Raw genomic sequence first — 23,455 nt, forward strand, 5'->3', positions numbered from 1 at the left:
CAGGTGGTCAAGCTGAGTGTCCCGTTTTTGTTTTCATCTGCGCACAGTGCCGTACCAGAGCCCTGTGTGCCGCGCAGCGGATGCAGAGCAAACCAGAATGCTGCATCCTGCCAAGAAAAAGAGAGTATGGAATGGAGGAATGGAACGGAGCGCTTGCAGACGCTCCGTTTTTTGGTGCATCGTGGTTAGGATTAGCTAACCACCGCTGCGAGAACAGAATACCATAGATGGTTAGTCTTGTCAACCCTCAATTTGCAATTTTCCGCGAAAAAGGTGTGTGTCGCCGGGGTTTCAGCTTTTTTTCTACATTCTGCCCAAAGAATCCCCCTTGCTTTGGAAGAAAACCCACTTGTTTTCTATTGCTTTTTAAAGTGGTTCTTGTTATTATAGTAACGCAAGATTTTGTGGGCAGGTTTTCATTTTTGTCTACACCTTGTAGTTAGAACTGCCGCAGACGGCAGTTCAAGACCGTTTCGCCCCCAGAAAGCCGCCTATACAGTGCGGTTTTTCAAAGGCTCAACAGTTAGAATGCGCTAACCCGCGCATGGAATGGAGCAAGGAGGTTCCAATGATCAATTTTGAACAGTGGGAAGGCTTTGAGGGCCGCATCTGGAAAGAGGAAGTCAATGTCCGCGACTTCATCCAGAAGAACTACACCCCCTACGATGGTGACGAGAGCTTTCTGGCCGGTCCCACCGAAGCCACCAATAAGCTGTGGGGTGCCCTGCAGAAGCTGCAGAAGGAAGAGCGCGCCAAGGGCGGCGTGCTGGACATGGAGACCGAAGTCGTCAGCAGCTTGACCGCTTACGGCCCCGGCTATATCGACGAGACCCTGAAGGATCTGGAGCAGATCGTCGGCCTGCAGACCGACAAGCCCCTGAAGCGTGCATTCATGCCCTACGGCGGCATCAAGATGGCAGAGCAGGCCTGCACCACCTACGGCTATCAGCCCAGCGAGGAGCTGCACAAGATCTTTACCGACTATACCCGCACCCACAATCAGGCTGTGTTCGATGCCTACACCCCTGAGATGAAGGCTGCCCGCCACACCCACATCATCACCGGCCTGCCCGACACCTACGGCCGCGGCCGCATCGTGGGCGACTACCGCCGCGTGGCCCTGTACGGCATCGATGCCCTGATCAAGTTCAAGCAGGAAGATTTCGCCAACTGCGGCGACGGCACCATGACCGATGACGTGATCCGCCTGCGCGAGGAGATCGCACGCCAGATCAACGCCCTGAAGGGCATGAAGAAGATGGCCGAGGCCTACGGCTGCGATATCTCCCAGCCCGCTAAGAACGCCAAGGAAGCCTGCCAGTGGCTGTACTTCGGCTACCTGGCCGCCATCAAGACCCAGAACGGCGCTGCCATGAGCGTGGGCCGTATCTCCACCTTCCTGGATATCTACATCCAGCGCGATCTGGAGAACGGCACCCTGACCGAGAGCCAGGCCCAGGAGCTGATCGACCACATGGTGATGAAGTTCCGCATGGTCAAGTTTGCCCGCATCCCCAGCTACAACCAGCTGTTCTCCGGCGACCCCGTGTGGGCCACCCTGGAAGTGGGCGGCATCGGCATGGACGGCCGCAGCATGGTCACCAAGAACTGCTACCGCTTCCTGCACACTCTGGAGAACATGGGCCCCGCACCGGAGCCGAACCTGACCGTTCTGTACTCCTCTGCCCTGCCCGAGAACTTCAAGAAGTACGCTGCCAAGGTGTCCATCAACACCAGCTCTGTCCAGTACGAGAACGATGATGTGATGAAGCCCGTTTGGGGCGATGATTACTCCATCTGCTGCTGCGTGTCTGCCACCCAGACCGGCAAGGAGATGCAGTTCTTTGGTGCCCGCGCCAACCTGGCAAAGTGCCTGCTGTACGCCATCAACGGCGGCGTGGACGAGAAGAGCCACGAGCAGTGCGGCCCCAACTACGCTCCCATCACCAGCGAGTACCTGAACTATGACGAGGTCCTGCCCAAGTATGTCCAGATGCTGGACTGGCTGGCCGGCCTGTACGTCAACGTGCTGAACCTGATCCAGTATATGCATGACAAGTACTACTACGAGGAAGCTGAGATGGCCCTGATCGACACCGATGTGCGCCGCACCTTTGCCACCGGCATTGCAGGCTTCTCCCACGTCATCGACTCCCTGAGCGCCATCAAGTACGCCAAGGTCAAGGTCGTGCGCGATGAAACCGGCCTGGCCACCGGCTATGAGGTGGAGGGCGACTTCCCCAAGTACGGCAACGATGACGACCGTGCCGATGAGATCGGCGTTTGGCTGCTGCGCACCTTCCTGGAGATGATCAAGAAGCGCCACACCTACCGCAACTCCGAGGCTACCACCTCCATCCTGACCATCACCTCCAACGTGGTGTACGGCAAGTACACCGGTGCTCTGCCCGATGGCCGTGCCGCCTTTACCCCCTTTGCACCCGGTGCAAACCCCAGCTACGGTGCGGAGCAGAACGGCCTGCTGGCTTCCCTGAACTCTGTTGCCAAGCTGCCCTACCACTGGGCTCTGGACGGCATCTCCAACACCCAGACCATCAACCCCGAGGCTCTGGGCCACAGCGAGGAGGAGCGCAAGGAGAACCTGGTGCAGGTGATGGACGGCTACTTCGATCAGGGTGCACACCACCTGAACGTGAACGTGTTCGGCAAGGAGAAGCTGCTGGATGCCATGGAGCACCCCGAAAAGGAAGAATACGCCAACTTCACCATCCGCGTCTCCGGCTATGCGGTCAAGTTCATCGACCTGACCCGCGAGCAGCAGATGGACGTGATCTCCCGCACCTGCCATGCCGCACTGTGATCCTGTCGGTCTCGTCCACTCGCTGGAAAGCTTCGGCTCGGTGGACGGGCCGGGTGTCAGGTTCGTTGTCTTTCTGCAGGGTTGTGCCCTGCGCTGCAAATACTGCCACAACCCCGAAACGTGGAGCGCTGAGGGCGGCACGGAATGGTCTCCGGAGAAGCTGTTCCAGCACGTCTGGCGCTACCGCAATTACTGGGGCAAGAAGGGCGGCATCACCGTCAGCGGCGGCGAGCCGCTGCGGCAGATGGACTTCTTGATAAAATTCTTCCAGCTGGCGCGCGCCAAGGGGGTACACACCGCGCTGGACACGGCCGGTCAGCCGTTCCAGCCCGATGACCCCGCCTACCTGGCCGCCTTCGATACCCTGATGGCTTCCACCAGTCTGGTGATCCTGGATCTCAAGGAGATCGACCCGGAGAAGCACCGTCAGCTTACCGGCAGGGACAATGCCAACATCTTAGCCATGGCACGGCATATTTCCGATCTGGGCGTTCCGCTCTGGATCCGGCATGTGCTGGTGCCCGGCCTCACCGATAACGAGGAGGGCCTGCGCAGGACCGCAGATTTCATCCGCAGCCTGAAAACGGTGCAGCGGGTGGAGGTGCTCCCCTACCACACGCTGGGGCTGTTCAAGTGGCAGAAGCTGGGCATCTCCTATCCCCTGCCCGATGCTGTTCCCCCCACGGCGGAACAGGTCCGCCGGGCGGAGGAACTGCTGGAAGTGGCTAAGTACCCCGGCTGAAGCGATGCAGCCGCCGGTGCTTGACAAAGCTTTTTGCATCTAATATCATAAGAGCAAAAGAAAAGGAGCCTTTTGGCACTCACACCTATTTCCCTGTAGAGACAGGGGATGTGAGCCCAAGAGGCTCCTTTTGCTTATGATATTTATTTTTCTTCCCTTCCGGCGTGATACACCTGCAGATACACCCTTTTGCGCTCGTCATCCGTGTTCTCTGCCAGCTGCTGGCAGAAACGCTCATCCTCGAACAGGGCGACCACATTGGGCGCATAGCGGGTGCCGCTCTGGGCCCGCAGCTCTTCCAGCAGCGTGCGGAAGGGCTTGGCAAGGTTGTAGCACCGACCGATATTATCGGTGGCGGCATCCAGCGAATCCGCCACGCTCAGCGCATCCACGATTCCCTTGATCTCCGGCGGGCAGGAGGGTACATCATTGGGATATCCGCCCTTGCCGTTGTAATAGCAGTGGTGATAGAGCGCCGCCAGGGCCAGCGTTCTTCCGCAGCCCATTCTATTCAGAATGTCAGCGCCGGTCCTTGGGTGGCTCTGGATGCAGAAAAACTCCTCATCCAGCAGGCGGCGGGCGTTGTTGTCGATGTACATCAGAACGGCACACTTGCCAAGGTCGTGGTACAGGCCGCACTCATAGGCCGTCTGGCAGAGCTCTTCCCGCCGGACCTGCACCTCGGCCGCGCTCCTGCAGCCCAGCAGGCCAACCAGTGTTTCGGGCCTTGTCTCGATTTGCCGCTGCAGCAGGGCACGGGTCAGCTCTGCCACCATCAGCGAGTGGACATAGGTCGGCTTGTGCCCAGCCAGAATGCTGCCCAGCATCCGGCGGTTCGCCGTTTCATCTGAGCTGGTGCTGATCTTGCTCAACTCCCAAGCGGCAGAGTTTACCACACGGGGATACTGGCTGGCCGGCATCTGTTCCAGATACTGATCCGCAGAACGGCGTACCTGCTCCACGGTTGCACGATACCTCTGTGCTCCCGCCTCGTCCAGACGTTCTGCATAGACCGAGAGATAGGCCGCCAGAACCAGCTTCCGGTTGATGGCCTCGGCAGAATAATCATCCTGCGCCACGCTTCCCGCCGATTCCAGAAGGATCTTGACCACGTCTTCCAGGCTGCCCACCCCGGCATGGTAGCGGGCAGCGGCGTAAAAATAGGGCACCCGCCAGTTCTGCAGGCGCGCATCCTGACCCTTGTACTTCTTCTTGTGCCCCCAGATGTATTCCGCCGATTCCAGCACCTGCCGCGCCACCTCGGGATCCTCCTCCTGCCGCAGATGGGTCAGCAGGGTCATGCGGTCCATGTGCATGGAATAGATGTAGCTTTCCCAGGGGAACTCCGGGTCCAGCGCATGGTAATGTGCAGACTGGATGATATCCATTGCGCGGCGGAACCGCTCCAGATACCGGCAGCTTTCCGCATGGGTGCCGCGGGACATCCCCAGCCGGGTGTTGCCCACACAGCGGATGAGATACTGCCGGGTATTCCTGTCCAGCTGTTCATACCGTGACATGTATTCAGCAGCTTCCGTAAAATAGACCTGGATCGCATCTCCCAACAGGTTGATGCCAGTTCCCTCATCCCGGACGTTCATATAATGCAGGGTGATGCCTGTGTAGTACAGCTCCCTGACGATCATGGGCACGTCTTCCCGGCTGCGGGCCGCTGCCAGCAGCAGCTGATGCACCTTGAACGCCACGCCCATATCCTCGCTGTTCGCGTAGTTGAACAGCCTGCCTGCAAAGGCACTCAGTCCCTGGATATCCTCTTCGGTCAGGGAGGCAGGGTCACGGTCGTAGACAAACTGCGCCAGCAGTGCCTCATTCTGCCGCATCAGGGCGTTGCATCTCAGCGCATTGGTCTGGATCTCTTCCAGCACGGCAGTGGGAGCTTTGCCCTCCGGAAAGCTGGGCCGGGAGATCGAGCGCACAACGCGCAGATCCCGAATATACTGTTCAAAGGCCTCTGCCTGTGTGCACTCCATCTTATCAGCCCCTTTTGTCGAAGTCCGTCGTTCGATTTGAAACTATAATTCAGTATACGGCATTTTTCGGCAGAAATCAACTGATTTTCGCAGATTTTTAGCCCCCCCCCCCGAATATTTTTACGCATTCATACGTCACTTTTTGTATAAAATGCGCTTTTACCGGGGGATCGGGTGCGCTTGATTTACGAAATTGCTTCCGGCAGCTGCATCCATTTGCCCTTCCAGGCGTAGAGCACCATCAACACTGCACCCACAGCCCAGGACACCGGGTAGACCAACAGCACACCCTCAATGCCTGCAAACAGGGGCAGGGCAAACTGGATCCAGACAATACGGAACAGGCACAGGGAGATCAGCAGCACCACCATGGGCGGCACGCTCTTGCCGGTGCCGCGCACCGTACCGGCAAGGCCCTGCAGGATGCCCAGCATCCAGTAGAAGGGGCAGAAATAGAGCATACAGATCTTGCCGTAGGCAATGACCGTTTCATCGCCGGTGAACAGGTGCATGATGGAATCCTGGAAGACGAGCAGCAGGATACCGGTCAGGATGGTGTAAACGATGCACATGCCCAGGGTGACAAAGGTGCCCTTTTTGACACGGTCGATCTTGCCCGCACCAAAGTTCTGGCCCACAAAGGTGGTGGCCGCCATGCTGAAGCTCAGCACAGGCAGAATGTTGAAGCCATCCACCTTCATATAGGCGGCAAAGCCTGCCATGGCAGCGGCACCATAGCCGTTGACGCTGACCTGCACCAGCACATTGGAAAGGGAGATGACCATGTTCTGGATGCCGGTGGGCAGGCCCACCTTGATGATGCGGACCGCCATCTTTTTGTGCACGCGCACTTCCTTTGCCGTCACGCGGTAATCGTCCTCCACCCGCATCAGAAACCGCAGGGAGAGCACACAGGACACCAGCTGGCTGATATCGGTGGCAATGGCCGCACCGGCCACGCCCATCTTGCATCCGGCGATCAGGACAAGGTCGAGGACGATGTTGGTGATGGAGGCAACGCCCAGGTAAAGCAGGCTCCGCTTGGAGTTGCCGGCGGCGTTCAGGATACCGGCCGCCATGTTATACACCACGCTGAACAGCACACCACCAAAATAGAGCCGCATATAGAGCACCGCATCCTCCAGCACCTCTGCGGGGGTGTTCATGGCGGTGAGCAGGGCACGGCTGACGGCAATGCCGCACACGGTCAGGATCGCACCCAGAATGGCCGAAAGGGCCAGCGAGGTGTGCACCGCAGTGTGCGCGCCCTCGCTGTCCTTGGCTCCCAGAAACTGGGACACCACGACACCGGCACCCACGGCAATACCCTGGCTGAACCCGATGAGCAGGAAGATGGGCGAGCCGCTGGAGCCGACGGCTGCCAGCGCGTTGCTGCCCACAAAGTTGCCCACGATGATGGAATCGGCGGTGTTGTACAGCTGCTGCAGCATGTTGCCCAGGATCAGCGGCACCGAGAAGAGCAGAATGCTCTTCCAGATGCTGCCCTCTGTCATTAGCCGTGATTTTTTCTTTTCTTCTAAAATCGTCTGTGCCATAATGTTTCCTTTTTCACGCAAAGCTTCAACGCATAGATCAATCGTCATACAGTTAAACGATACCTTGTTTCTGCCAAAAAGTCAAGCAAAAGCGTAAAAAGGGGCGTTTTTACCGGTTTCGCCCTATTTCCACCCTCTTGCCGCTGGGTCCAGCATCTCGGCAGCGGAGTAGACCAGGGCGTTGCAGACTGCGGCGGCCACGGTGCTTCCGCCTTTGCGGCCCATGGCCGCGATGGCAGGCACGCCGTTGGCGGCACAGGCGGCAAACAGCGCTTCCTTGCTTTCCACCACATTCACAAAGCCCACCGGCACGGCAATGACCAGGGCAGGCCGCAGCCCGGCCTCGATCTCCTCCACAATGGTCAGCAGGGCGGTAGGGGCATTGCCCACTGCAAGAATGGCCCCGGGGTGCTCCTGCGCCGCGCGGTGCATGGAGGCCACTGCCCGGGTGGTTCCGGTCTCGGCTGCGATCCGCGCCACCTCGGGGTCCGCCATATAGCAGAGGGCACTGCCGCCCAGCCGGGCAAGGGCAGGCTTGGAAATGCCCGAAAGCGCCATGTTGGTGTCGGTGATGATGGGAGTCCCGGCCCGCAGAGCGGCCACACCTGCTGCCACAGCCCCCGGCGTAAAGCGCAGATTTTTCGCATAGTCAAAGTCGGCGGTGGTGTGGATGACCCGCTTGACCACAGCGGCAGTCTCGGGCGGCGGGGTCAGACCCAACGCTTCCAGCTCTGCCGTGATGATGGAAAGGCTTGTCCGCTCAATGTCGGCGGGCAGATGATGTTGTGGGATCATTGTGCATTCCTCCGCGGGTTCTCCAACCCCATGGCCGCGTAAACGGCATCCAGATCCAGCGCGCCGCGCACGCCATCGGCCAGCAGGTCAAACTGCTGCTGGCGGTACTGCTCCATCGGGATGAGGGCCGCGCTGTCCGGCGCAATGCCCTTGCGCCGGCAGAGCAGGTCCACCAGCTTCTCGGTGAGCTCCCCGGTATCAAACAGACCGTGCAGGTAGGTGCCGAACACATTGTCCTGCACGCAGCCCTCGGGTGTGCCGTCTGCCAGTGTGCAGAAGGGCACACCCTGCACCTCGGTGCGGCCGGTGTGGATCTGATATCCGGTCAGGGCCGCGCCCCCAAAGGGAGCTGCGGTCACGGCGGCAGTGTCCTGGGTGCGGTGCTTCTGGCCGGTAAAGACCGTGCGGGTGGGCAGCAGCCCCAGCCCCCGCACGGTCTGCGCCGTACCGCTCTCCGTGCCCTCAGGGTCGGCCAGCGTCTCGCCCAGCATCTGATACCCGCCGCAGACCCCCAGCACCGGCGTGCCGTTGGCCGCCAGCTTCAACAGGGCTGCTTCCAGCCCGGACTGCCGCAGCCAGAGCAGGTCATCCACTGTGTTCTTGGTGCCGGGCAGGATGACGAGATCCGGTGTGCCCAGCTGGCGGGTATTCTGCACATACCGCACGCCCAGCAGCGGGTGCTGCTCCAGCGGCATGAAATCGGTAAAGTTGGAGATGTGCGGCAGGCGGAGGATGGCCGCATCCAGCGGGTGGACCGTTCTGCCCGCATCCAGCCGGGTGGAAAGGGAATCCTCGTCCTCAATGTCCACCTTCAGGTAGGGCACGACCCCCAGCACCGGCAGCTGCGTTTTTTCTTCCAGCATAGCAAGGCCGGGGCGCAGGATCTCCACATCGCCGCGGAATTTATTGATGAGCAGCCCCTTGATGCGGGCGCGCTCCTCCGGCTCCAGCAGCGCCACCGTGCCGTACAGCTGGGCGAACACACCGCCCCGGTCGATGTCTCCCGCCAGCAGAACGGGGGCATCCACCAGCCGGGCAAGGCCCATGTTGACGATATCGTCTGCCTTCAGGTTGATCTCCGCCGGGCTTCCGGCCCCCTCAATGACGATGATATCCACAGTTTCGGCCAGACTGTTGTAGGCCGAGAGGATCTCCGGGATGAGCGCTCTTTTCATTTTGAAGTAGGCGGCGGCGGGCATCTGGCCCCGCACCTCGCCGTTCACGATGACTTGACTGCCCACGTCACTGCTGGGCTTGAGCAGGATGGGGTTCATCCGCACATCCGGCTCGATGCCTGCGGCCTGCGCCTGCACCACCTGTGCCCGGCCCATTTCCAGCCCATCCCGGGTGACAAAGCTGTTCAGCGCCATGTTCTGGCTCTTGAAGGGAGCCACGCGGTAACCGTCCTGCGCAAAAATGCGGCAGAGGGCGGCGCACAGCAGGCTTTTGCCTGCACCGCTCATGGTTCCCTGCACCATGATGCACTTTGCCTTGCTCATTCCAGCACCTCCGCAAGAAGTTTCAAAAGTTGTTCGTTTTCAGGCCCGGTGCGCACGGCAGTGCGGTACCAGCCGGAGCCCAGCCCGGGGTAGTTCGCACAGCTGCGCAGCACAGCACCCCTTTGCCGCAGGGCTTCTCCCAGCGTCTCCGGGGCCTGAAACAGCAGGTAATTCGCCCTGCCGTCCAGCACCCGCAGGCCCAGCGCCCGCAGCCCGGCCGTCAGGCGGGGCCGCTGTTCGGCAATGAGGGCCCGGACCTTTTCCACATACGCTGTCTCCTCCAGCGCGGCAAGGCCCGCCGCCTGCGCCAGACTGGACACGCCCCAAGGCTGGCCACAGGCCTGCATCTGTTCCAGCAGCGCTGTATCGGCACTCAGGGCATAGCCCAGCCGCACGCCCGCCATGCCGTAGAGCTTGGTGAAGGCTTTCAGGATGACCAGATTTCCCTCCCCCAGCAGGCCTTTTGCCGTGTGCAGGGCATGGTCGGGCAGGAAATCAAGGAAGCATTCGTCCACCACCAGCAGGGTTCCACACGCCGCGCAGCGGCGGAGGATCTGCTCCATCAGCGGCAGGGCCGTCAGCTGGCCGGTGGGATTGTTGGGCTGGCAGAGGAACACCATATCCACCCCCGGGCGGATGGCCGCACAGAACGCATCCGTGACTGCAAAGTCCTCCTGCTCCCGCAAAAAGAAGCGTTCCACCGTGCAGCCGACACTTTCCAAAGCAGTGGCATACTCCGCAAAGGTGGGTGCGGTGACCAGCGCCCGGCGGGGCTTTTTGGCCCAGACCAGCCGGAAGATAAGGTCTGCCGCCCCATTGCCGCAGAGGATCTGCTCCGCCGGCACGCCCTCATGGAGCGCCAGCTTTGCCCGCAGCTCCCGGCACAGGGGGTCGGGGTAGCGGTCGGCCGTGGGCAATGCCGCCGTGATGGCCCGGGCCACCCCTTCCGGCAGGCCCAGCGGGCTGACGTTGGCCGAAAAATCCAGCGCATCCCGCCCGAACTCGGCCCGGTAACCGGCCCAATCGCCGCCATGTACTAGTTGCATGTTCGTTCTCCTTTTCCTGGATGGTTCTGGATCCCAGCTCTTGGCTCCCCCTTTGGGGGAGCTGTCATGCAAAGCATGACTGAGAGGGCGAGGTCGTTACAAAATAGCCCGTATTGCCACGCCCCATGCCAGTGCAAAGGCGCTTGCCACGTACATCATCCGGTTGGCACGCAGAATATCCGCCGGTTCAATGGGACGCAGCGAATCGCCGATGGTGGGCTTGGCGTAGTATTCGCCAAAGTAATAGGCGGGCCCGGCCAGCTGCACCCCCAGCGCACCGGCGCAGGCGCTCTCGGTCTGGGCGCTGTTGGGGCTGGCGTGGTTCCGGCGGTCCCGCCGCCAGATCTCCCACGCCCCTTTTGCGTCATTGTGCGTAAAGGCCGCGGCAGCCACCCACAGCAGGGCGGCAAGGCGGCTGGGAAGGTAATTTGCCGCATCGTCCAGCTTGGCAGGGATGCGGCCAAAATAGATGTATTTTTCATTTTTGTAGCCCAGCATACTGTCCATCGTGTTGATGGCCTTGTAGGTCAGGGCCAGCGGTGCCCCGCCGATGAGCATATAGAGCAGGGGCGCGATCACGCCGTCGCTGGCGTTTTCGGCCACCGTCTCCACAGCAGCCCTGGTCACACCCTCCAGCGTCAGATCCTGGGTGTCCCGCCCCACGATGCGGCTGACCGCCCTGCGGGCGGCAGGCAGGTCGGGCTTGACCAGCTCCCGGTAGACATTGGTGCTCTCCTGCGCCAGCCCCTTTGCGGCCAGTGCCTGCCCGCACCAGAACATCTGGACGGCCAGCCCCAGCCACGGGCTGATGCGGGCAGCCCCCAGGCAGACAAGGCTCGTCAGCAGAAAGGTACCCACCGGCAGGCAGAAGGCCACAATGGCCCCGCCCAGCAGTTCCCCCTGAGGCGTTTTGGGCAGGCGGGCCCGCAGGCGCTTTTCCAGCGCCGAGATAGCCTTGCCCATGTACACCACCGGGTGGGGCAGCCAGGCCGGGTCGCCAAAGAGGCAGTCCAGCACAAAACCGCCGAGTACTGCGTATTCGATCATCGGGCATCCTCCTTTGTGTACTGCACAGTTTTCAGCAGGTGCAGCACCCGCTGCTCCGCCCAATCTCCTGCATCCAGAACGTAGCCGCCCGCATTGGGGGCGCACCAGTGGTAATAATCCGCATGGGGCAGGGCGTAGCGCTCCATGGCAGCCATCTGGGTGCCTCCGTGGGCCAGAATGACCAGTGTCTCTTCCCCATCGGCAAGGGCCCTGTCCACCAGTGCGGCAAAGGCCCTGCACACCCGCTCCGAAAAGACAGCCTTGGTCTCGCCGTCCGGGCAGGGGCTTTCGCAGTTGGCATTCACCCAAGCCAGATAATCCGGGTCGTGCTCCATCTCAATGAAATTGCGGCCCTCAAAGCTGCCGAAGCACATCTCCTGCAGGTCTTTCACCTCCACGAGCCTTGCACCCGGGAAGAGCACCTCAGCGGTCTGCCGGGTGCGGCAGAGCGGGGTGATATAGACCGTTTCCGGCCGGAGGTCAGCCTGCCGCAGCTGGGCGCGGCCCGCGGGGCACAGAGGGATATCCCGCTGGCCCTGATAGCGCTTTTCGGCGTTGTAGGCCGTCAGGCCGTGGCGCAGAAGATAGATCAGCATGGGGGCAGTTCTCCTTTCAATACTGTGGGGATGCCGCAGAACATCTGCACCACGCACCCGGCCCGGGCCGCCAGCAGGCAGGCCAGCCGCCCGGCGGCTTCCCGGGCGGCACGCTCCCCTGCGTCCATGGGCACCACGCCGCCGCCCACCTCGGTGGCCATCACGATATCATAAGCGGAGAGCTCCTCCGCAAGCTTTTCCAGATCCTCGGCCTCTGCGGCCAGGGCCTGCACCTCCGCAATGCGGGTGCCGGGCAGGCGCTGGGCAAAGGTGCGCTTGCCGCTGTACAGCGGCCCGGTGATAAAGATCATAACAGTCCTCCCCACTGGCAGGCACACAGCGCCGCCAGCATCCACAGCTCGGCTTTCTGCAAAAACCACCCGGCCAGATCGCCGGTAATGCCGCCAAACTGCTTGTCCGAAACAACATGATAGCGTGCAAACACCAGCAACGCCGCCAGCACCAGCGCCCAGCCGCCCAGTGCCAGCAGGGCGGCGCTGAGCAGAGCGGCCAGCACCATCAGCACCCGGCGGACAGTAGTTCGATCCGCCGCCGTGGCAAAGGTGTGGGCAAGGCCGGTGTTCTTTGCCATCGGGAACGATGCCACGGCCAGGCCCGAGAGGGCCCGTTCCAGCACAAGGGCCAGTGTCCAGCACAGGCCCACCCGGGGCGTGAAGTCCACGCAGGCGCAAAGGGCAAGGTAGGCCGCAAAATAACTGCACAGCCGGATCACCGCAAAGGCACCGCAGTGGGGGTCTTTGAGGATCTCCAGCTTCTTTTCCCGGTCGCCATAGCTGGAAAGGGCATCACAGGTGTCGGCATAGCCATCCAGGTGGATGCCGCCCGTGACCCAGACCGGGATCAGGCAGAACCCCGCCGCTTTTGCGGGCATCGGCAGGGGCAGAGCGCCGCACAGGCACCACAGCCCGCCAATGACCACCCCGATGAGCGGGAAGGCGCACATGGCATACCGCATGTTTTTCTGGTTCCACGCGAACTGCGGCACCGGCAGAGCCGAAAACATGGCAAAGGCCACTGCAATGGTCTGCAATCCAATCATTTTTCCACTCCTTTATAATAGACCGGGATGCCGCACACCACCCGTACCACATGGTCAGCCCGGGCGGCAAGGGCATTGTTCACCTGCGCCAGCGCTTTCAGGTAGCGCCCGGTGTCGCCTGCATAGTCGGCACCGCCGCTGAACACCTCGTTGGAGACCACGATGAGGTGCGCGCATTGTCCGGCCAATTGGTCCAGTCCTTCCAAAATGGCCGAAGCCGCATTTTCTCCCGCCCCGGCGGGGTCGTAGAGCTCGTTGGCGGTCAGGTTGCCCAGATCCTCCAACAGCACAGTTCCCCGGGCAGGCAGACGGATGTTCTCCAGATGCAGGGGGCACTCCACGGTCTCAAACTGCTTTGCCGCCCGCATCTTCCGGTGCTTTTCCACCCGGGCGGCACACTCCGCATCCCACACCTGCATGGTGGCGATGTAATAGCGCGGGAGCGCGGTTTTCATCACCAGGCTCTCGGCATACCCGCTCTTGCCGCTGGCGGCACCGCCCAATACCAGCGTCAGCATTGGGGGGTGTACGGCGTAATGCCGCCCTCCGTGAAGGAATAGCAATCGCGGTAAACGGCCAGCGCCATATCCCACAGCGGGATGCTTGCCACCGCTCCGGTGCCCTCGCCGAGATGGAGCCCGGCGGTGAGCAGGGGCACTTTGCCCAGCGCTTCCAGCACCAGCCTTGCTGCCGGTTCGGTGGAGCAGTGGCTGGCAAACACGGCCTTTTCTGCGGCGGGGCAGAGCCGCACCGCGCACAGCGCCGCCACCCCGCTGATGAAGCCATCCATCAGCACGGGCAGGCCTTCCAGCGCACCGCCCAAAAAAACACCGCACAGCCCGGCGATGTCAAACCCGCCCAGCTTGGAGAGCACATCCAGAGGGTCAGCGGCATCGGGCTGATTCCGCGCAATGCCCCGCCGGATGGCATCCAGCTTGCGGGCAAGCCCCGCGTCGGAAAGGCCCGCACCACGGCCTGTCATCCGCTCCACGGGCTGACCCAGCAGAACCGCAGCCACGGCGCTGGAGGTGGTGGTGTTGCCAATGCCCATCTCCCCCGTGGCCAGCAGCTGCACCCCCGCCGCCTTCTGCGCCCGGACAAGCCCGATGCCCGCCGCAATGGCATCCACCGCCTGCTGACGGGTCATGGCAGGGCCGGTGGTGAAATCCGCCGTCCCGGCGGCAATGCGGCAGTTCTGCACCCCGGGCACCGGCTCCCCGGCCATGCCAAGGTCCACAGGCACCACTTCGCAGCGGGCCGTTTTTGCCATCTGGCAGACACTGGTGCGCCGGGCGGCAAGGTTCTCGGCCACGGCCCGGGTCACGCTCTGGTCCGTCTGGCTCACGCCCTGCGCCACCACGCCGTTGTCGGCGCAGAGCACCAGCACGGCCCGGCGGGAAAACGCCAGCTCTGCCGTACCGGTCAGGGCGGCGGCATCCTCCAGCATGGTCTCCAGCCTGCCCAGCCCGCCCAGCGGCTTGGCCAGGCTGGCCCAGTGAGCATGGGCGGCGGTGCGTGCGATCTCGTCCGGCCGGGTGATCTTGGAAAGAAGCTGTTTCAGTTCAAGCTCTGTCATTGGTCCTGTTCCTCTTGATGATAGTGTGCTGCGGCATCCACGAACCGCCGGGGCAGGGCCGTGCCCGCCCAATACAAATGCGGGAAGCCCGCATAGAAATGCTCGTTTGCAAAGCCGCAGTCCCATTGTTTCCCGTTGGGCTTTGCGGCGGTAAAGCCGGTGCCGTTGTCTGTGGAATCCCAGTGGTGGAACTCGTGCACGGGCAGACGCTCCCCGGCGCGGAACAGCATACTGTCGGCGTGGGCAGTCAATGCCGCGTATCCAAACCGTACCAGCCGCCCCACCCGGAAGCCCTGCCCCGGCAGGACACCTGCCATGGGCCAGCGTTCCCCGTTGGCATCCTCCAGGCTCTGGCCCAGATAGAGAAAGCCCCCGCACTCGGCCACCGTGGGCAGACCGCGCTCCACAGCCCGGCGCACAGAGGCCAGCATGGAGCGGTTCGCGCTCAACTGCCCGGCATACAGCTCCGGGTAGCCGCCGGGCAGATAGAGCCCGCCGATCTGCTCCGGCAGGGCGGGGTCCTGCAGGGGGCTGAACCAGCAGAGCTCCGCCCCCGCCCACTCCAGTGCTTCCAGCGTTTCGGCGTAGGTGAAGCAAAACGCCGCATCCCTTGCAACGGCAATGGGAACGCGGGGGCGCTGTTCCTCTGCTCCCTGGGGCGGCAACTCTCCCGCAGGGGGGAGCCTGTCGGTGTACGCCAAAGGCGCTGCGCCTTCGGTCAGGGCAAAAAGCTTCTCCCAATCCACCACCAGCGCATCGGCCATCCGGCTGATCTTCTGCTGTAAGTCCGCGATCTCCCCGGCAGTTTTCAGGCCTAAGTGGCGGCTCTCAAGGGCAGCATCCGGCAGGTGGGGCAGATAGCCCAGCACCGGCAGGCCGGTCTCCCGTTCCAGCATGGGAGCCAGCAGAGCATACAAATGGGGGGCGCAGTCATTGAGCAGGATGCCCGCCAGATGGCTGGGGGTGCGGAACTGCTTCAGTCCGTTGATCTGGGCCGCCAGCGTCAGGCTGGCCCCTCTGGGCTGGACCACCAGCAGCACCGGCAGGCCCAGCGTATCGGCCAGATGCCAGGCACTGGCGGTATCACTCACGCCGCCCAGTCCATCGTAAAAGCCCATAGCACCCTCGCACACGGCTGCCCCGTGCCCGGCGGCGGCCTGCGCATAGAGCGCGCGCACGGTCTCCGGCGCGGAGAAAAACAGGTCGAGGTTGTGGCTCTCCACCCCCAGCACGGCCCGGTGAAACATGGGGTCGATATAGTCCGGCCCGCTCTTGAAGGAGCAGGGGTCCTGCCCCCGCCGCTTGAGCGCCGCCAGTAGGGCGCAGGTCAGTGTGGTTTTGCCGCTGCCGGAACAGGGCGCGGCCACAAGAAATTGGATCATTTACGTTCTCCTGTGATAAGGAAGATGGGGTTATTGGCCATCAGCAGGTGGAGCCTGCCCGCAGGCCGGGTGCGGCTGACCGAGATCTGCGTCACCTCCGCAGCAAGGCCGTGGGCAGTCAGTGCGGCCACGGCGGCGCTCAGCGTTTCCAGCGCAATGGCAGAGATGCAGATGCGGGCGTTCGGATTCCGGGCAAGCACCGTGTCCACCACAGCCTCCATGCCCCCCTTGGTCCCGCCGATGAACACGGCATCCGGAGCGGGCAGGTCAGCCAGCGCAGCGGGGGCGCGGCCCTCCACCAGTGTCAGGTTGCAGGCGTGGAACGTTTCCCGGTTCTGCCGGATGAGCCCGCAGGCCTCCGGATCACACTCCACGGCATACACATGCCCCCGGGGTGCGGCCAGCGCCAGCTCCACGCTCACGCTGCCGGTGCCCGCCCCCACATCCCACAAGGTATCGCCGGGCTGCACGGCCAGCTTGGCCAGCGCCGCCGCCCGCACCTCCTGCTTGGTCATGGGCACCTCTCCCCTGTGGAAGGCTTCATCCGGGAAGCCGGGCACCCGCCGGGGCGGCTGAGGAACGTGTTCCACAAGCAGAACGCTCAGGCTTGCAAACTGCTTTTGCGCAAATTCCTGCGCCGTGCCGAACAGGATCTTTTCCTCTGCCCGGCCCAGCTCTTCGCCCACCAGCACATGGGCATCGCCCAGCCCGGCAGCAGCCAATCGGCCGCAGAGGGAGGCAGGCGTTTCTGCCCCGCCGGTCAGGAAAAACACAGGCTTTCCCCCGGCTGTCAGGCACTCGGCCACCGGGTCGCAGGCACAGCCGTGGGCCGAGACCAGCTTCCACTCCTGCCAGGAGCGGCCCACCGCAGCGGCCAGCAGCTGAACGCTGGAAAGCCCCGGCAGCACCCGGCAGGAGATGCCAAAGGCCCGCAGCATCGGCAGCAGCTGGGCCGCACCGGAGTAAAACCCGGTGTCGCCGCTGTACACAAGGGCAGCATCCACCTCCGGGTCAGCCGCCAGCGCGGCAAGGACATCCTCAGGCTGATACAGGGCCTTCCGGTGATCCGTGCAGCCCTGCGGCAGCTGTTCCAGCAGGCGCTTTGCCCCCAGGATCAGTCCGGCGTTCTGCAGGGCGGCAAGGCCCTGCGCGGTCAGGCTTTCCGGCGTGCCCGACCCCATCCCGATGAGTGTGATCATTGCAGCATCTCCTTACAATGTGTCAGGATCTGTTCCGCCGTTTCGCCCTGCTCGGCCGGGCGGCGGATGACGATGAGCTGTGCCCCGGTGTCCTGCGCTGCCCGGGCTTTTTCTTCAAAGCCGCCCGCCGCGCCGCCATCTTTGGTAACGAGGAAGCGGATGGCAAACTGCTCCATCAGTGCCCGGTTCAGCGCATAGGAGAACGGCCCCTGCATGGCGATGATGTTCTTATGGGGGATATCTGCCCCCTCGCAGGCGGCAATGCCCTCCCGGGTGGGCAGGACACGGGGAAAAAGCCGTGCCGGTTCCAGCACAGCAAAGGCAGAAAGCTCCTTGGCCCCGGTGGCAAGCAGGACATTTCCCTGCGTCCGGGCCAGAAACCCCGCCGCATGGGCCGCGGAGGCAAACACCATGCTCCCGGCAGGCAGCGGGCTTTCGGGCCGGAGCAGGCGGCGGTACTCCGTGCCTGCTGTTTTGCAGGCTGCCCGGATGTTCCGGGTGGCCTCCACGGCATACGGATGGGTCGCATCCACACAGAGGTCAGCCCCCTGCAGCAGGGCGGTCATCTCCTCCGGGGTCAGCCGCCCGCAGTGGACGGTGATGCCGGACCTTTCGCCCTGTTCCTCGGCCCCCAGCGGGGTGGCCACGCTGACCAGTACCTCGGCCCCCAGTGCGGCCAGCTGCTTCGAAAACACACGGCCCTCGGTGGTGCCGCTGAATATTACGGCCCTCATGCGCGGTACCCCCGCGGCGTGACCATCCGCCCGCTCAGCTGGCGGGTCTGGGCGTTGCCGACAAACACGGTGGTGAACATATCCACCGGGGTGGTTTCCAGCGCGGCCAGCGTCAGAACGCGGCTTTCCTGCCCCTCCCGGCCAATGTTCCGCACAATGCCGCAGACCGTTCCGGGTGCTTTGCCGTTTGCCAGCAGGATGCGCACCGCCCGCGCCAGATAGTCCGGCCGCCCCTTGGAGGAGGGGTTGTACAGCGCGATGCAGAAATCCCCCATGGCTGCTGCCGCCAGCCGCCGCTCAATGACCTCCCACGGCGTAAGCCGGTCAGAGAGGGAGAGCACGCAGAAATCGTGGGCCAGCGGGGCACCCAGCACCGCACCGCCGCTCAGGGCGGCGGTCAGGCCGGGCACCACCTCCACCGTCACGTCCGGGAAGTGCTCGGCCAGCTCCAGCAGAGGGCTTGCCATGCCGTAGACCCCGGCATCTCCCGAGCAGACCAGCGCCACCGCCCTGCCGCTCCGGGCCGTTTCCAGCGCCCAGCGGCAGCGGTCGATCTCCTTGGTCATGCCGGTGGAATAATAGAGCTTGTCCGGGAAGTAGGGGCGTACCAGATCCAGATAGACCGTATAGCCGCACAGCACCTCGGCTTGCGTTAAGGCGCTCTGCGCCTGTGCGGTCAGAAACCGGGGATCCCCGGGCCCAAGCCCGACAACAAAAACAACATTAGGCATCCTGCCACCTCCAATCCGGGGCAAAGGGACGAAGCGCCAGCGCAAAGGTCACGCCGTTGCCCGCCTGTTTGGGAAGAATGATCGTGCCGCCTGCCGCCAGCACCGCCGCCCGCTCGCAGACATTGTCCACACCGGTCACGCTCCGGACAAAGGCCGAAGGTGTGAACTGCCCGGGGGCGTTCTGCAGCTGTGCGGCAGAATAGAACTGCACCGGCCAGCCGTGGGCTCTGCAAAATTCCAGCAGGCCCGGCTCATGGGCTTTCAGGTCGATGCTGGCTGCCGCCGTGATGCACGCTGCCGCAAGGCCGTGGGCCGCGCAGAACTGTGCAAAGGCCGCTTCCAGCTGTGCGGCGCTTGTCCCCCGCCTGCACCCGATGCCCAGCACACCGATCTTCGGGATCAGGTGCAGCGCACCGCCCGCCGGGAAAAGGGTCAGGGCAAAGTCGGCGCGCTCTGCCTCCCCCGCCGGGACCACCCCGGCAGGGGCCTGCCCGGCGATGGGGAATTCCGCGCGGTATCGCACCGGCCCGCCAGCCAGCAGCCTGCTGCTGACGCGCTTGATGCGCTCCGGTTCCAGCACGGCACAATTCTGGTGCCTGGCCCACGCATCCACAGCAAACACCCCGTTGGCATCGGTGGCCGTGGTAATGACCGGCACCGCACCGCAGACCGCCGCCAGCGCCCGGGCCAGATCGTTGGCCCCGCCCAGATGGCCCGAAAGGATCGGCACCGCAAAATGGCCGCACTCGTCCAGCACCACCACGGCAGGGTCCACCGCCTTGCTCCGGCAGTGGGGCGCAATGGCCCGCACCGCTATGCCCACAGCCCCCACAAAGATCAGGGCATCCGCATGGGCGAACTGCTCCGCAGCCCAATCGGCAAGGCCAGGCCCGCCATGGCCGCAGCGGTCTACGGTGCCGGGCAGGGCACCGGCCAGCTTTTGGGCCAGCGCCAGCCCTTTTTCCGTAAAGGCGAGATAGGCGCGGGTCACTGGTCTGCCCCCTTGCGGAACTCCGTCGTAAAGGTTGGGTCGTAGAGCTTGCTCCGCTCATACCGGGTGCCCAGAAATTCCCCCACCACGATGAGCGCCGTCTTGGTGATGCCGTTGGCGCGGGTGCTCCCGGCCAGCGTGCCCACGGTGCAGCGCACCACCTTCTGCTCCGGCCAGCTGGCCTTGTAGACCACGGCAGCAGGAGTCTCCGGCGTGTAGGCTCCGCCTGCCAGCAGGGCCTGCTGCACCTTGTCGATGAGGCCGATGGAGAGGAAGATCACCATGGTTGCTCCATGGGCGGCAAGGCTGGCCAGCTTCTCCTTTTCCGGCACCGGGGTGCGCCCCTCCATCCGGGTGATGATCACGGTCTGGCTGATGGTGGGCAGGGTGTACTCGGCGTTCAGCGCCGCCGCCGCCCCGCAAAAGCTGGACACGCCGGGGGTATCATCGTAGGGGATGCCATCCGCATCCAGTGCGTCCATCTGCTCCCGGATGGCCCCATACAGGCAGGGGTCGCCGGTGTGGAGCCGCACGGTGGTCCCGCCTGCGGCTTCCACCCGGCGCATCACGTCCAGCACCTGTTCCAACGTCATCTCGGCGCTGTTGTAAACGGCGCACTCCGGCTTTGCCAGCCCCAGCAGAGCCGGGTTGACCAGACTGCCCGCATAAATGATGCAGTCGGCTTCCTGCAGCAGGGCCGCGCCCCGCCGGGTGATGAGGTCAGGTGCGCCGGGGCCTGCGCCTACAAAATGTACCATCTCAATGCTCCTTCCATTCGTTCAGCAGTTGTGCGGCAGTGTCGGTGGCTCCCAGCGGGCCGTGCTGGTTGGAAAACAGCACCGCCCCCACCCGGAACGCCCCGCAGGCCCGCCGGTCAAGGTGGAGCTGGACTGCCCGCAGCAGGCTTTCCAGCACCGGAGCCCGCAGGCCGGCGCTGTCCAGGAGTTCCAGACAGGCATCGGTGGTGGCAGCGTTCATCAGGGCGGCGCAGACTTCCCGGGAAGCGCCGCAGAGGGCCGCATGGGTGCAGAACAGCTCGGTGCGGCAGTCGGCAGTGTGGGAATGGGTGTTCATAATGCCGCCCGCCACCTTGACCAGCTTGCCCACATGGCCCACCAGAAGCACCTCTTCAAAGCGGGCCGCAGCAGCCATATCCAGCGTATCACCGATAAAGTTCGAGATCTTCACCACCGGAATAGCATGAAACTCCGGGTATCTTTCGTGCAGATAGTCCAGCCCGTAATTGCCGGGGGCCAGGATGAGCCGCCTGGGGCTGCCCGCCCGGAGAGCGGCCTGATTCATTTCCAGCTGGATGGTATCCAGGATCGCCTGCTGGCTCATAGGCTCCACAATGCCGCTGGTTCCCAGCACCGAAAGCCCGCCCTCGACCCCGATGTGGGGGTTGAAGGTGCGCTTTGCCACCTCTTCCCCGCCCTCGATGGAGATGGTCACGGCAAAGCCGCCGGTGTAGCAGGCGCTCTCGGCTTCCCTTTGCAGGGCCTCGGCGATCATCTGCCGGGGCACATGGTTGATGGCGGCTTCCCCCACCGGCTGGTCCAGCCCGGCCTTGGTTACCCGGCCCACGCCCTTGCCGCCGGAGATGCGGATCTCGGTGGTATCGGGCAGCAATTCTACGGCGGCGATCACGGGCAGGCCGGTTGTCACATCCACATCATCCCCGCCGTCCTTCTCAATGGCGCATTCGGCACCGGCTCCGGCGGGACGGCAGTACAGCGGGGCCACCTCCACCACGATGCCCTTCGGCGTGCGCAGGGCAACGCTCTCCGGGGCATGGCCTGTGAGCAGGAGCCGCGCGGCCCCCGCCGCACCCAGCGCCGCGCAGGTGCCGGTGGTGTACCCGCAGCGGAGCAGCTTCTGCCCACTGCGGACGTAATGTTCAAACTTTGGCCCGGCAGGCTTTTCCGGGCCGAACACGGCCTCGTACTGCTCCTTGGTCAGGCTGTACAGCGCCCGGATGTTCTCCGGGGCAAAGGCCTCCTTTGGGGTCAGCACCCCCGAAACGCTGTGCGGGAACACGCAGACCACCGCATCCGCGATCTTCTGCGCCATGTCCAGCTCGTGCAGGCTGACGATCACGGCCAGCCCCTGCTCATGGGCCAGTTTCTGCAGGATGGTCAGCAGCTCGATCTTGCCCTTGACATCCAGAAAAGAGGTCGGCTCGTCCAGCAGCAGAACTCCGGGCTGCTGGCAGATGGCACGGGCCAGCAGAACGCGCTGGCGCTGGCCGTCGCTGATGCAGTTGAAATCCCGGCCCGCCAGAGGGGAAGCCCCCACCAGTTCCAGCGCGTCCCGCACGGCCTGCCGGTCGGCATCGGACAGGATGCCCAGCCGCCCGGTATAGGGGATGCGCCCGGCGGCGGCAAACTCAAAGCAGGAAGTCAGCTCGGTGCGGCGGGTGTGGGGCAGCATCAGGGCCAGCTTCCGGGCCCGGGCTGTGCCGGTGTAATCGGTCAGGCTGCGGCCATCCAGCAGGACAGCCCCGCCCTGGGGGGCCAGCTGGCCCGCCAGCGTTTTGAGCAGGGTGGATTTGCCCGCGCCGTTGGGCCCGATGAGGGCCAGGATCTGCCCCGGCACCGCCCCCAGCGTGATGCCGGAAGCAAGGGGCGCGCTGCCATAGCCGATGGCCAGTTCTTTCGTTTCACAGCGGTATTTCATCGCACACCCTCCTGACCCCGGCGCACCAGCAGCCAGATGACCACCGGTGCGCCAAATACTGCCGTTACGGCACTGATCGAAAGCTCGGTGGGGGCAAACATGCTGCGGGCGATGAGGTCACACAGCAGGCAGAAGGCGGCCCCGCCCAGGCAGCACCCGGGCAGCACCACCAGCGGCCTTGCGCTGCCGAACAGCTGCTTGACCAGATGGGGCACCGCGATGCCCACAAAGGAGATGGGCCCCGCAAAGGCCGTGACACAGGCGGCCAGCAGACTGGAAAGCAGCACCAGCAGCCGGGAAAAGGCTTTGACATTGATGCCCACGCTCCGGGCGTAGGCCTCCCCCATCTGGTAGGCGGCCATGGGCTTGGAAAGGCAGAATGCTGCCGCCAGAGCGGGCAGCACCACCAGCGCCGCCGCCCGCACATTGCCCCAGGTCATGCCGGAAAAGCTGCCCTGAGACCAGTTGTGGAGGTTGACGATGTTGCTATCCTGGGCAAAGGCCACCACAAACTCCGTGACGGCCGAACAGATGTAGCCGATCATTACGCCGCAGATGACAAGGATGCTCATCCGCTGCACCCGCCGGGAGACCGCCAGCACAAAGGCCATGGAGGCCATGGCCCCCGCAAAGGCGGCTGTGATCAGGGTAAGGGAGCTGGTGAGCAGGCCATGGTTCAGAAAAGCCACCATGACCAGTGCCACGGCCAGCTTGGCCCCGCTGGAAATGCCCATGACAAAGGGCCCTGCAATGGGGTTGGCAAAAAAGGTCTGCAGCAGGTAGCCTGCCGCCGAGAGCGCCGCCCCCAGCAGCACCACCATCACAGCCCGGGGCAGGCGCAGCTGGGTGATGATGCCCACGCTCAAAGCGTCCTGCCCGCGGCCGGTCAGGGCCGCCAACACTGCCCCCGGTGTCAGGGACACACTGCCCCAGAACAGGTTGGCGGCAAACAGCACCGCCAGCAGCAGGGCAAGGATGCCGTAAGAGAAGATCAGGCGCTTTTTGCTGGTCAT

The 23,455-nt window shown here is 63.6% G+C and carries 21 protein-coding genes and 1 pseudogene; 2 read left to right on the top strand and 20 right to left on the bottom strand.

The features are described from left to right. The first annotated feature begins 568 nt into the window (after positions 1-568). Complete coding sequence (pflB, locus tag GXM22_RS12060) at positions 569-2,821, top strand: formate C-acetyltransferase (protein WP_035394757.1); 2,253 nt, start codon at positions 569-571, stop codon at positions 2,819-2,821. Continuing rightward, on the top strand, positions 2,808-3,563 hold the full coding sequence (pflA, locus tag GXM22_RS12065) for a pyruvate formate-lyase-activating protein (protein WP_005934972.1): 756 nt from the start codon (positions 2,808-2,810) through the stop codon (positions 3,561-3,563). The genes pflB and pflA overlap by 14 nt, the downstream gene beginning before the upstream one ends. Before the next feature lie 143 nt (positions 3,564-3,706). On the opposite strand, the gene GXM22_RS12070 is transcribed toward pflA, so the two are convergent. The 20 genes and pseudogenes from GXM22_RS12070 to GXM22_RS12160 form a co-directional block, all read right to left on the bottom strand. Then, a complete protein-coding gene (locus GXM22_RS12070) occupies positions 3,707-5,554 on the bottom strand; it encodes an HD-GYP domain-containing protein (protein WP_005934974.1) in 1,848 nt (615 codons plus the stop codon). Positions 5,555-5,739: 185 nt separating this feature from the next. Further along, entirely contained in the window at positions 5,740-7,110 is a 1,371-nt protein-coding gene (locus GXM22_RS12075; protein ID WP_050762815.1) for an MATE family efflux transporter, read from the bottom strand. Between the two features lie 123 nt (positions 7,111-7,233). Continuing rightward, the gene (locus tag GXM22_RS12080) at positions 7,234-7,905 is read right to left on the bottom strand and encodes a precorrin-8X methylmutase (protein ID WP_005934978.1); all 672 of its coding nucleotides are present in this window, start codon (positions 7,903-7,905) and stop codon (positions 7,234-7,236) included. After that, positions 7,902-9,404, bottom strand: a complete 1,503-nt coding sequence (locus GXM22_RS12085) for a cobyric acid synthase (RefSeq protein ID WP_005934979.1) — start codon at positions 9,402-9,404, stop codon at positions 7,902-7,904. The genes GXM22_RS12080 and GXM22_RS12085 overlap by 4 nt, the downstream gene beginning before the upstream one ends. Continuing rightward, the gene (locus GXM22_RS12090; RefSeq protein WP_005934981.1) at positions 9,401-10,450 is read right to left on the bottom strand and encodes a pyridoxal phosphate-dependent aminotransferase; all 1,050 of its coding nucleotides are present in this window, start codon (positions 10,448-10,450) and stop codon (positions 9,401-9,403) included. The genes GXM22_RS12085 and GXM22_RS12090 overlap by 4 nt, the downstream gene beginning before the upstream one ends. Positions 10,451-10,546: 96 nt before the next feature. Then, positions 10,547-11,497, bottom strand: coding sequence for an adenosylcobinamide-phosphate synthase CbiB (gene cbiB / locus GXM22_RS12095; protein WP_005934983.1), 951 nt, complete (start codon positions 11,495-11,497; stop codon positions 10,547-10,549). Then, complete coding sequence (locus GXM22_RS12100; RefSeq protein WP_005934985.1) at positions 11,494-12,093, bottom strand: histidine phosphatase family protein; 600 nt, start codon at positions 12,091-12,093, stop codon at positions 11,494-11,496. The genes cbiB and GXM22_RS12100 overlap by 4 nt, the downstream gene beginning before the upstream one ends. Continuing rightward, the gene (locus tag GXM22_RS12105) at positions 12,087-12,404 is read right to left on the bottom strand and encodes a bifunctional adenosylcobinamide kinase/adenosylcobinamide-phosphate guanylyltransferase (protein WP_005934987.1); all 318 of its coding nucleotides are present in this window, start codon (positions 12,402-12,404) and stop codon (positions 12,087-12,089) included. Before GXM22_RS12105 ends, GXM22_RS12100 begins: the two co-directional genes overlap by 7 nt. After that, the gene (locus tag GXM22_RS12110) at positions 12,401-13,153 is read right to left on the bottom strand and encodes an adenosylcobinamide-GDP ribazoletransferase (protein WP_005934989.1); all 753 of its coding nucleotides are present in this window, start codon (positions 13,151-13,153) and stop codon (positions 12,401-12,403) included. The genes GXM22_RS12105 and GXM22_RS12110 overlap by 4 nt, the downstream gene beginning before the upstream one ends. After that, a complete protein-coding gene (locus GXM22_RS12115) occupies positions 13,150-13,671 on the bottom strand; it encodes a bifunctional adenosylcobinamide kinase/adenosylcobinamide-phosphate guanylyltransferase (protein WP_097773382.1) in 522 nt (173 codons plus the stop codon). Before GXM22_RS12115 ends, GXM22_RS12110 begins: the two co-directional genes overlap by 4 nt. Beyond that, positions 13,665-14,729 carry a nicotinate-nucleotide--dimethylbenzimidazole phosphoribosyltransferase gene (cobT, locus tag GXM22_RS12120; protein WP_005934993.1) on the bottom strand — a complete coding sequence of 355 codons (1,065 nt, stop codon included), beginning with the start codon at positions 14,727-14,729 and terminating at the stop codon, positions 13,665-13,667. Before cobT ends, GXM22_RS12115 begins: the two co-directional genes overlap by 7 nt. Beyond that, the gene (locus GXM22_RS12125) at positions 14,726-16,111 is read right to left on the bottom strand and encodes a cobyrinic acid a,c-diamide synthase CobB (RefSeq protein ID WP_005934995.1); all 1,386 of its coding nucleotides are present in this window, start codon (positions 16,109-16,111) and stop codon (positions 14,726-14,728) included. The genes cobT and GXM22_RS12125 overlap by 4 nt, the downstream gene beginning before the upstream one ends. Then, a complete protein-coding gene (locus tag GXM22_RS12130) occupies positions 16,108-17,310 on the bottom strand; it encodes a bifunctional cobalt-precorrin-7 (C(5))-methyltransferase/cobalt-precorrin-6B (C(15))-methyltransferase (protein ID WP_005934997.1) in 1,203 nt (400 codons plus the stop codon). Before GXM22_RS12130 ends, GXM22_RS12125 begins: the two co-directional genes overlap by 4 nt. Next, on the bottom strand, positions 17,307-18,044 hold the full coding sequence (gene cobK, locus GXM22_RS12135) for a precorrin-6A reductase (RefSeq protein WP_005934999.1): 738 nt from the start codon (positions 18,042-18,044) through the stop codon (positions 17,307-17,309). Before cobK ends, GXM22_RS12130 begins: the two co-directional genes overlap by 4 nt. Continuing rightward, positions 18,041-18,775 carry a precorrin-3B C(17)-methyltransferase gene (gene cobJ, locus GXM22_RS12140; RefSeq protein ID WP_005935001.1) on the bottom strand — a complete coding sequence of 245 codons (735 nt, stop codon included), beginning with the start codon at positions 18,773-18,775 and terminating at the stop codon, positions 18,041-18,043. The genes cobK and cobJ overlap by 4 nt, the downstream gene beginning before the upstream one ends. Then, complete coding sequence (locus tag GXM22_RS12145; RefSeq protein ID WP_005935003.1) at positions 18,768-19,766, bottom strand: cobalt-precorrin 5A hydrolase; 999 nt, start codon at positions 19,764-19,766, stop codon at positions 18,768-18,770. Before GXM22_RS12145 ends, cobJ begins: the two co-directional genes overlap by 8 nt. Further along, a complete protein-coding gene (cobM, locus tag GXM22_RS12150) occupies positions 19,763-20,524 on the bottom strand; it encodes a precorrin-4 C(11)-methyltransferase (RefSeq protein WP_005935005.1) in 762 nt (253 codons plus the stop codon). The genes GXM22_RS12145 and cobM overlap by 4 nt, the downstream gene beginning before the upstream one ends. Before the next feature lies 1 nt (position 20,525). Further along, positions 20,526-21,836: a cobalt-precorrin-5B (C(1))-methyltransferase CbiD gene (gene cbiD / locus GXM22_RS12155; RefSeq protein ID WP_417935095.1), complete on the bottom strand. Its 1,311-nt coding sequence runs from the start codon at positions 21,834-21,836 to the stop codon at positions 20,526-20,528. Between the two features lie 111 nt (positions 21,837-21,947). Continuing rightward, positions 21,948-22,442: pseudogene (locus GXM22_RS15470) on the bottom strand (ABC transporter ATP-binding protein); the annotation flags it as partial. Next, positions 22,439-23,455, bottom strand: coding sequence for a FecCD family ABC transporter permease (locus GXM22_RS12160; protein WP_005935009.1), 1,017 nt, complete (start codon positions 23,453-23,455; stop codon positions 22,439-22,441). The pseudogene GXM22_RS15470 and the gene GXM22_RS12160, both read right to left, overlap by 4 nt.

Origin of the sequence: Faecalibacterium duncaniae (assembly GCF_010509575.1) — a bacterium.
Taxonomy (GTDB): Bacteria; Bacillota; Clostridia; order Oscillospirales; family Ruminococcaceae; genus Faecalibacterium; species Faecalibacterium duncaniae.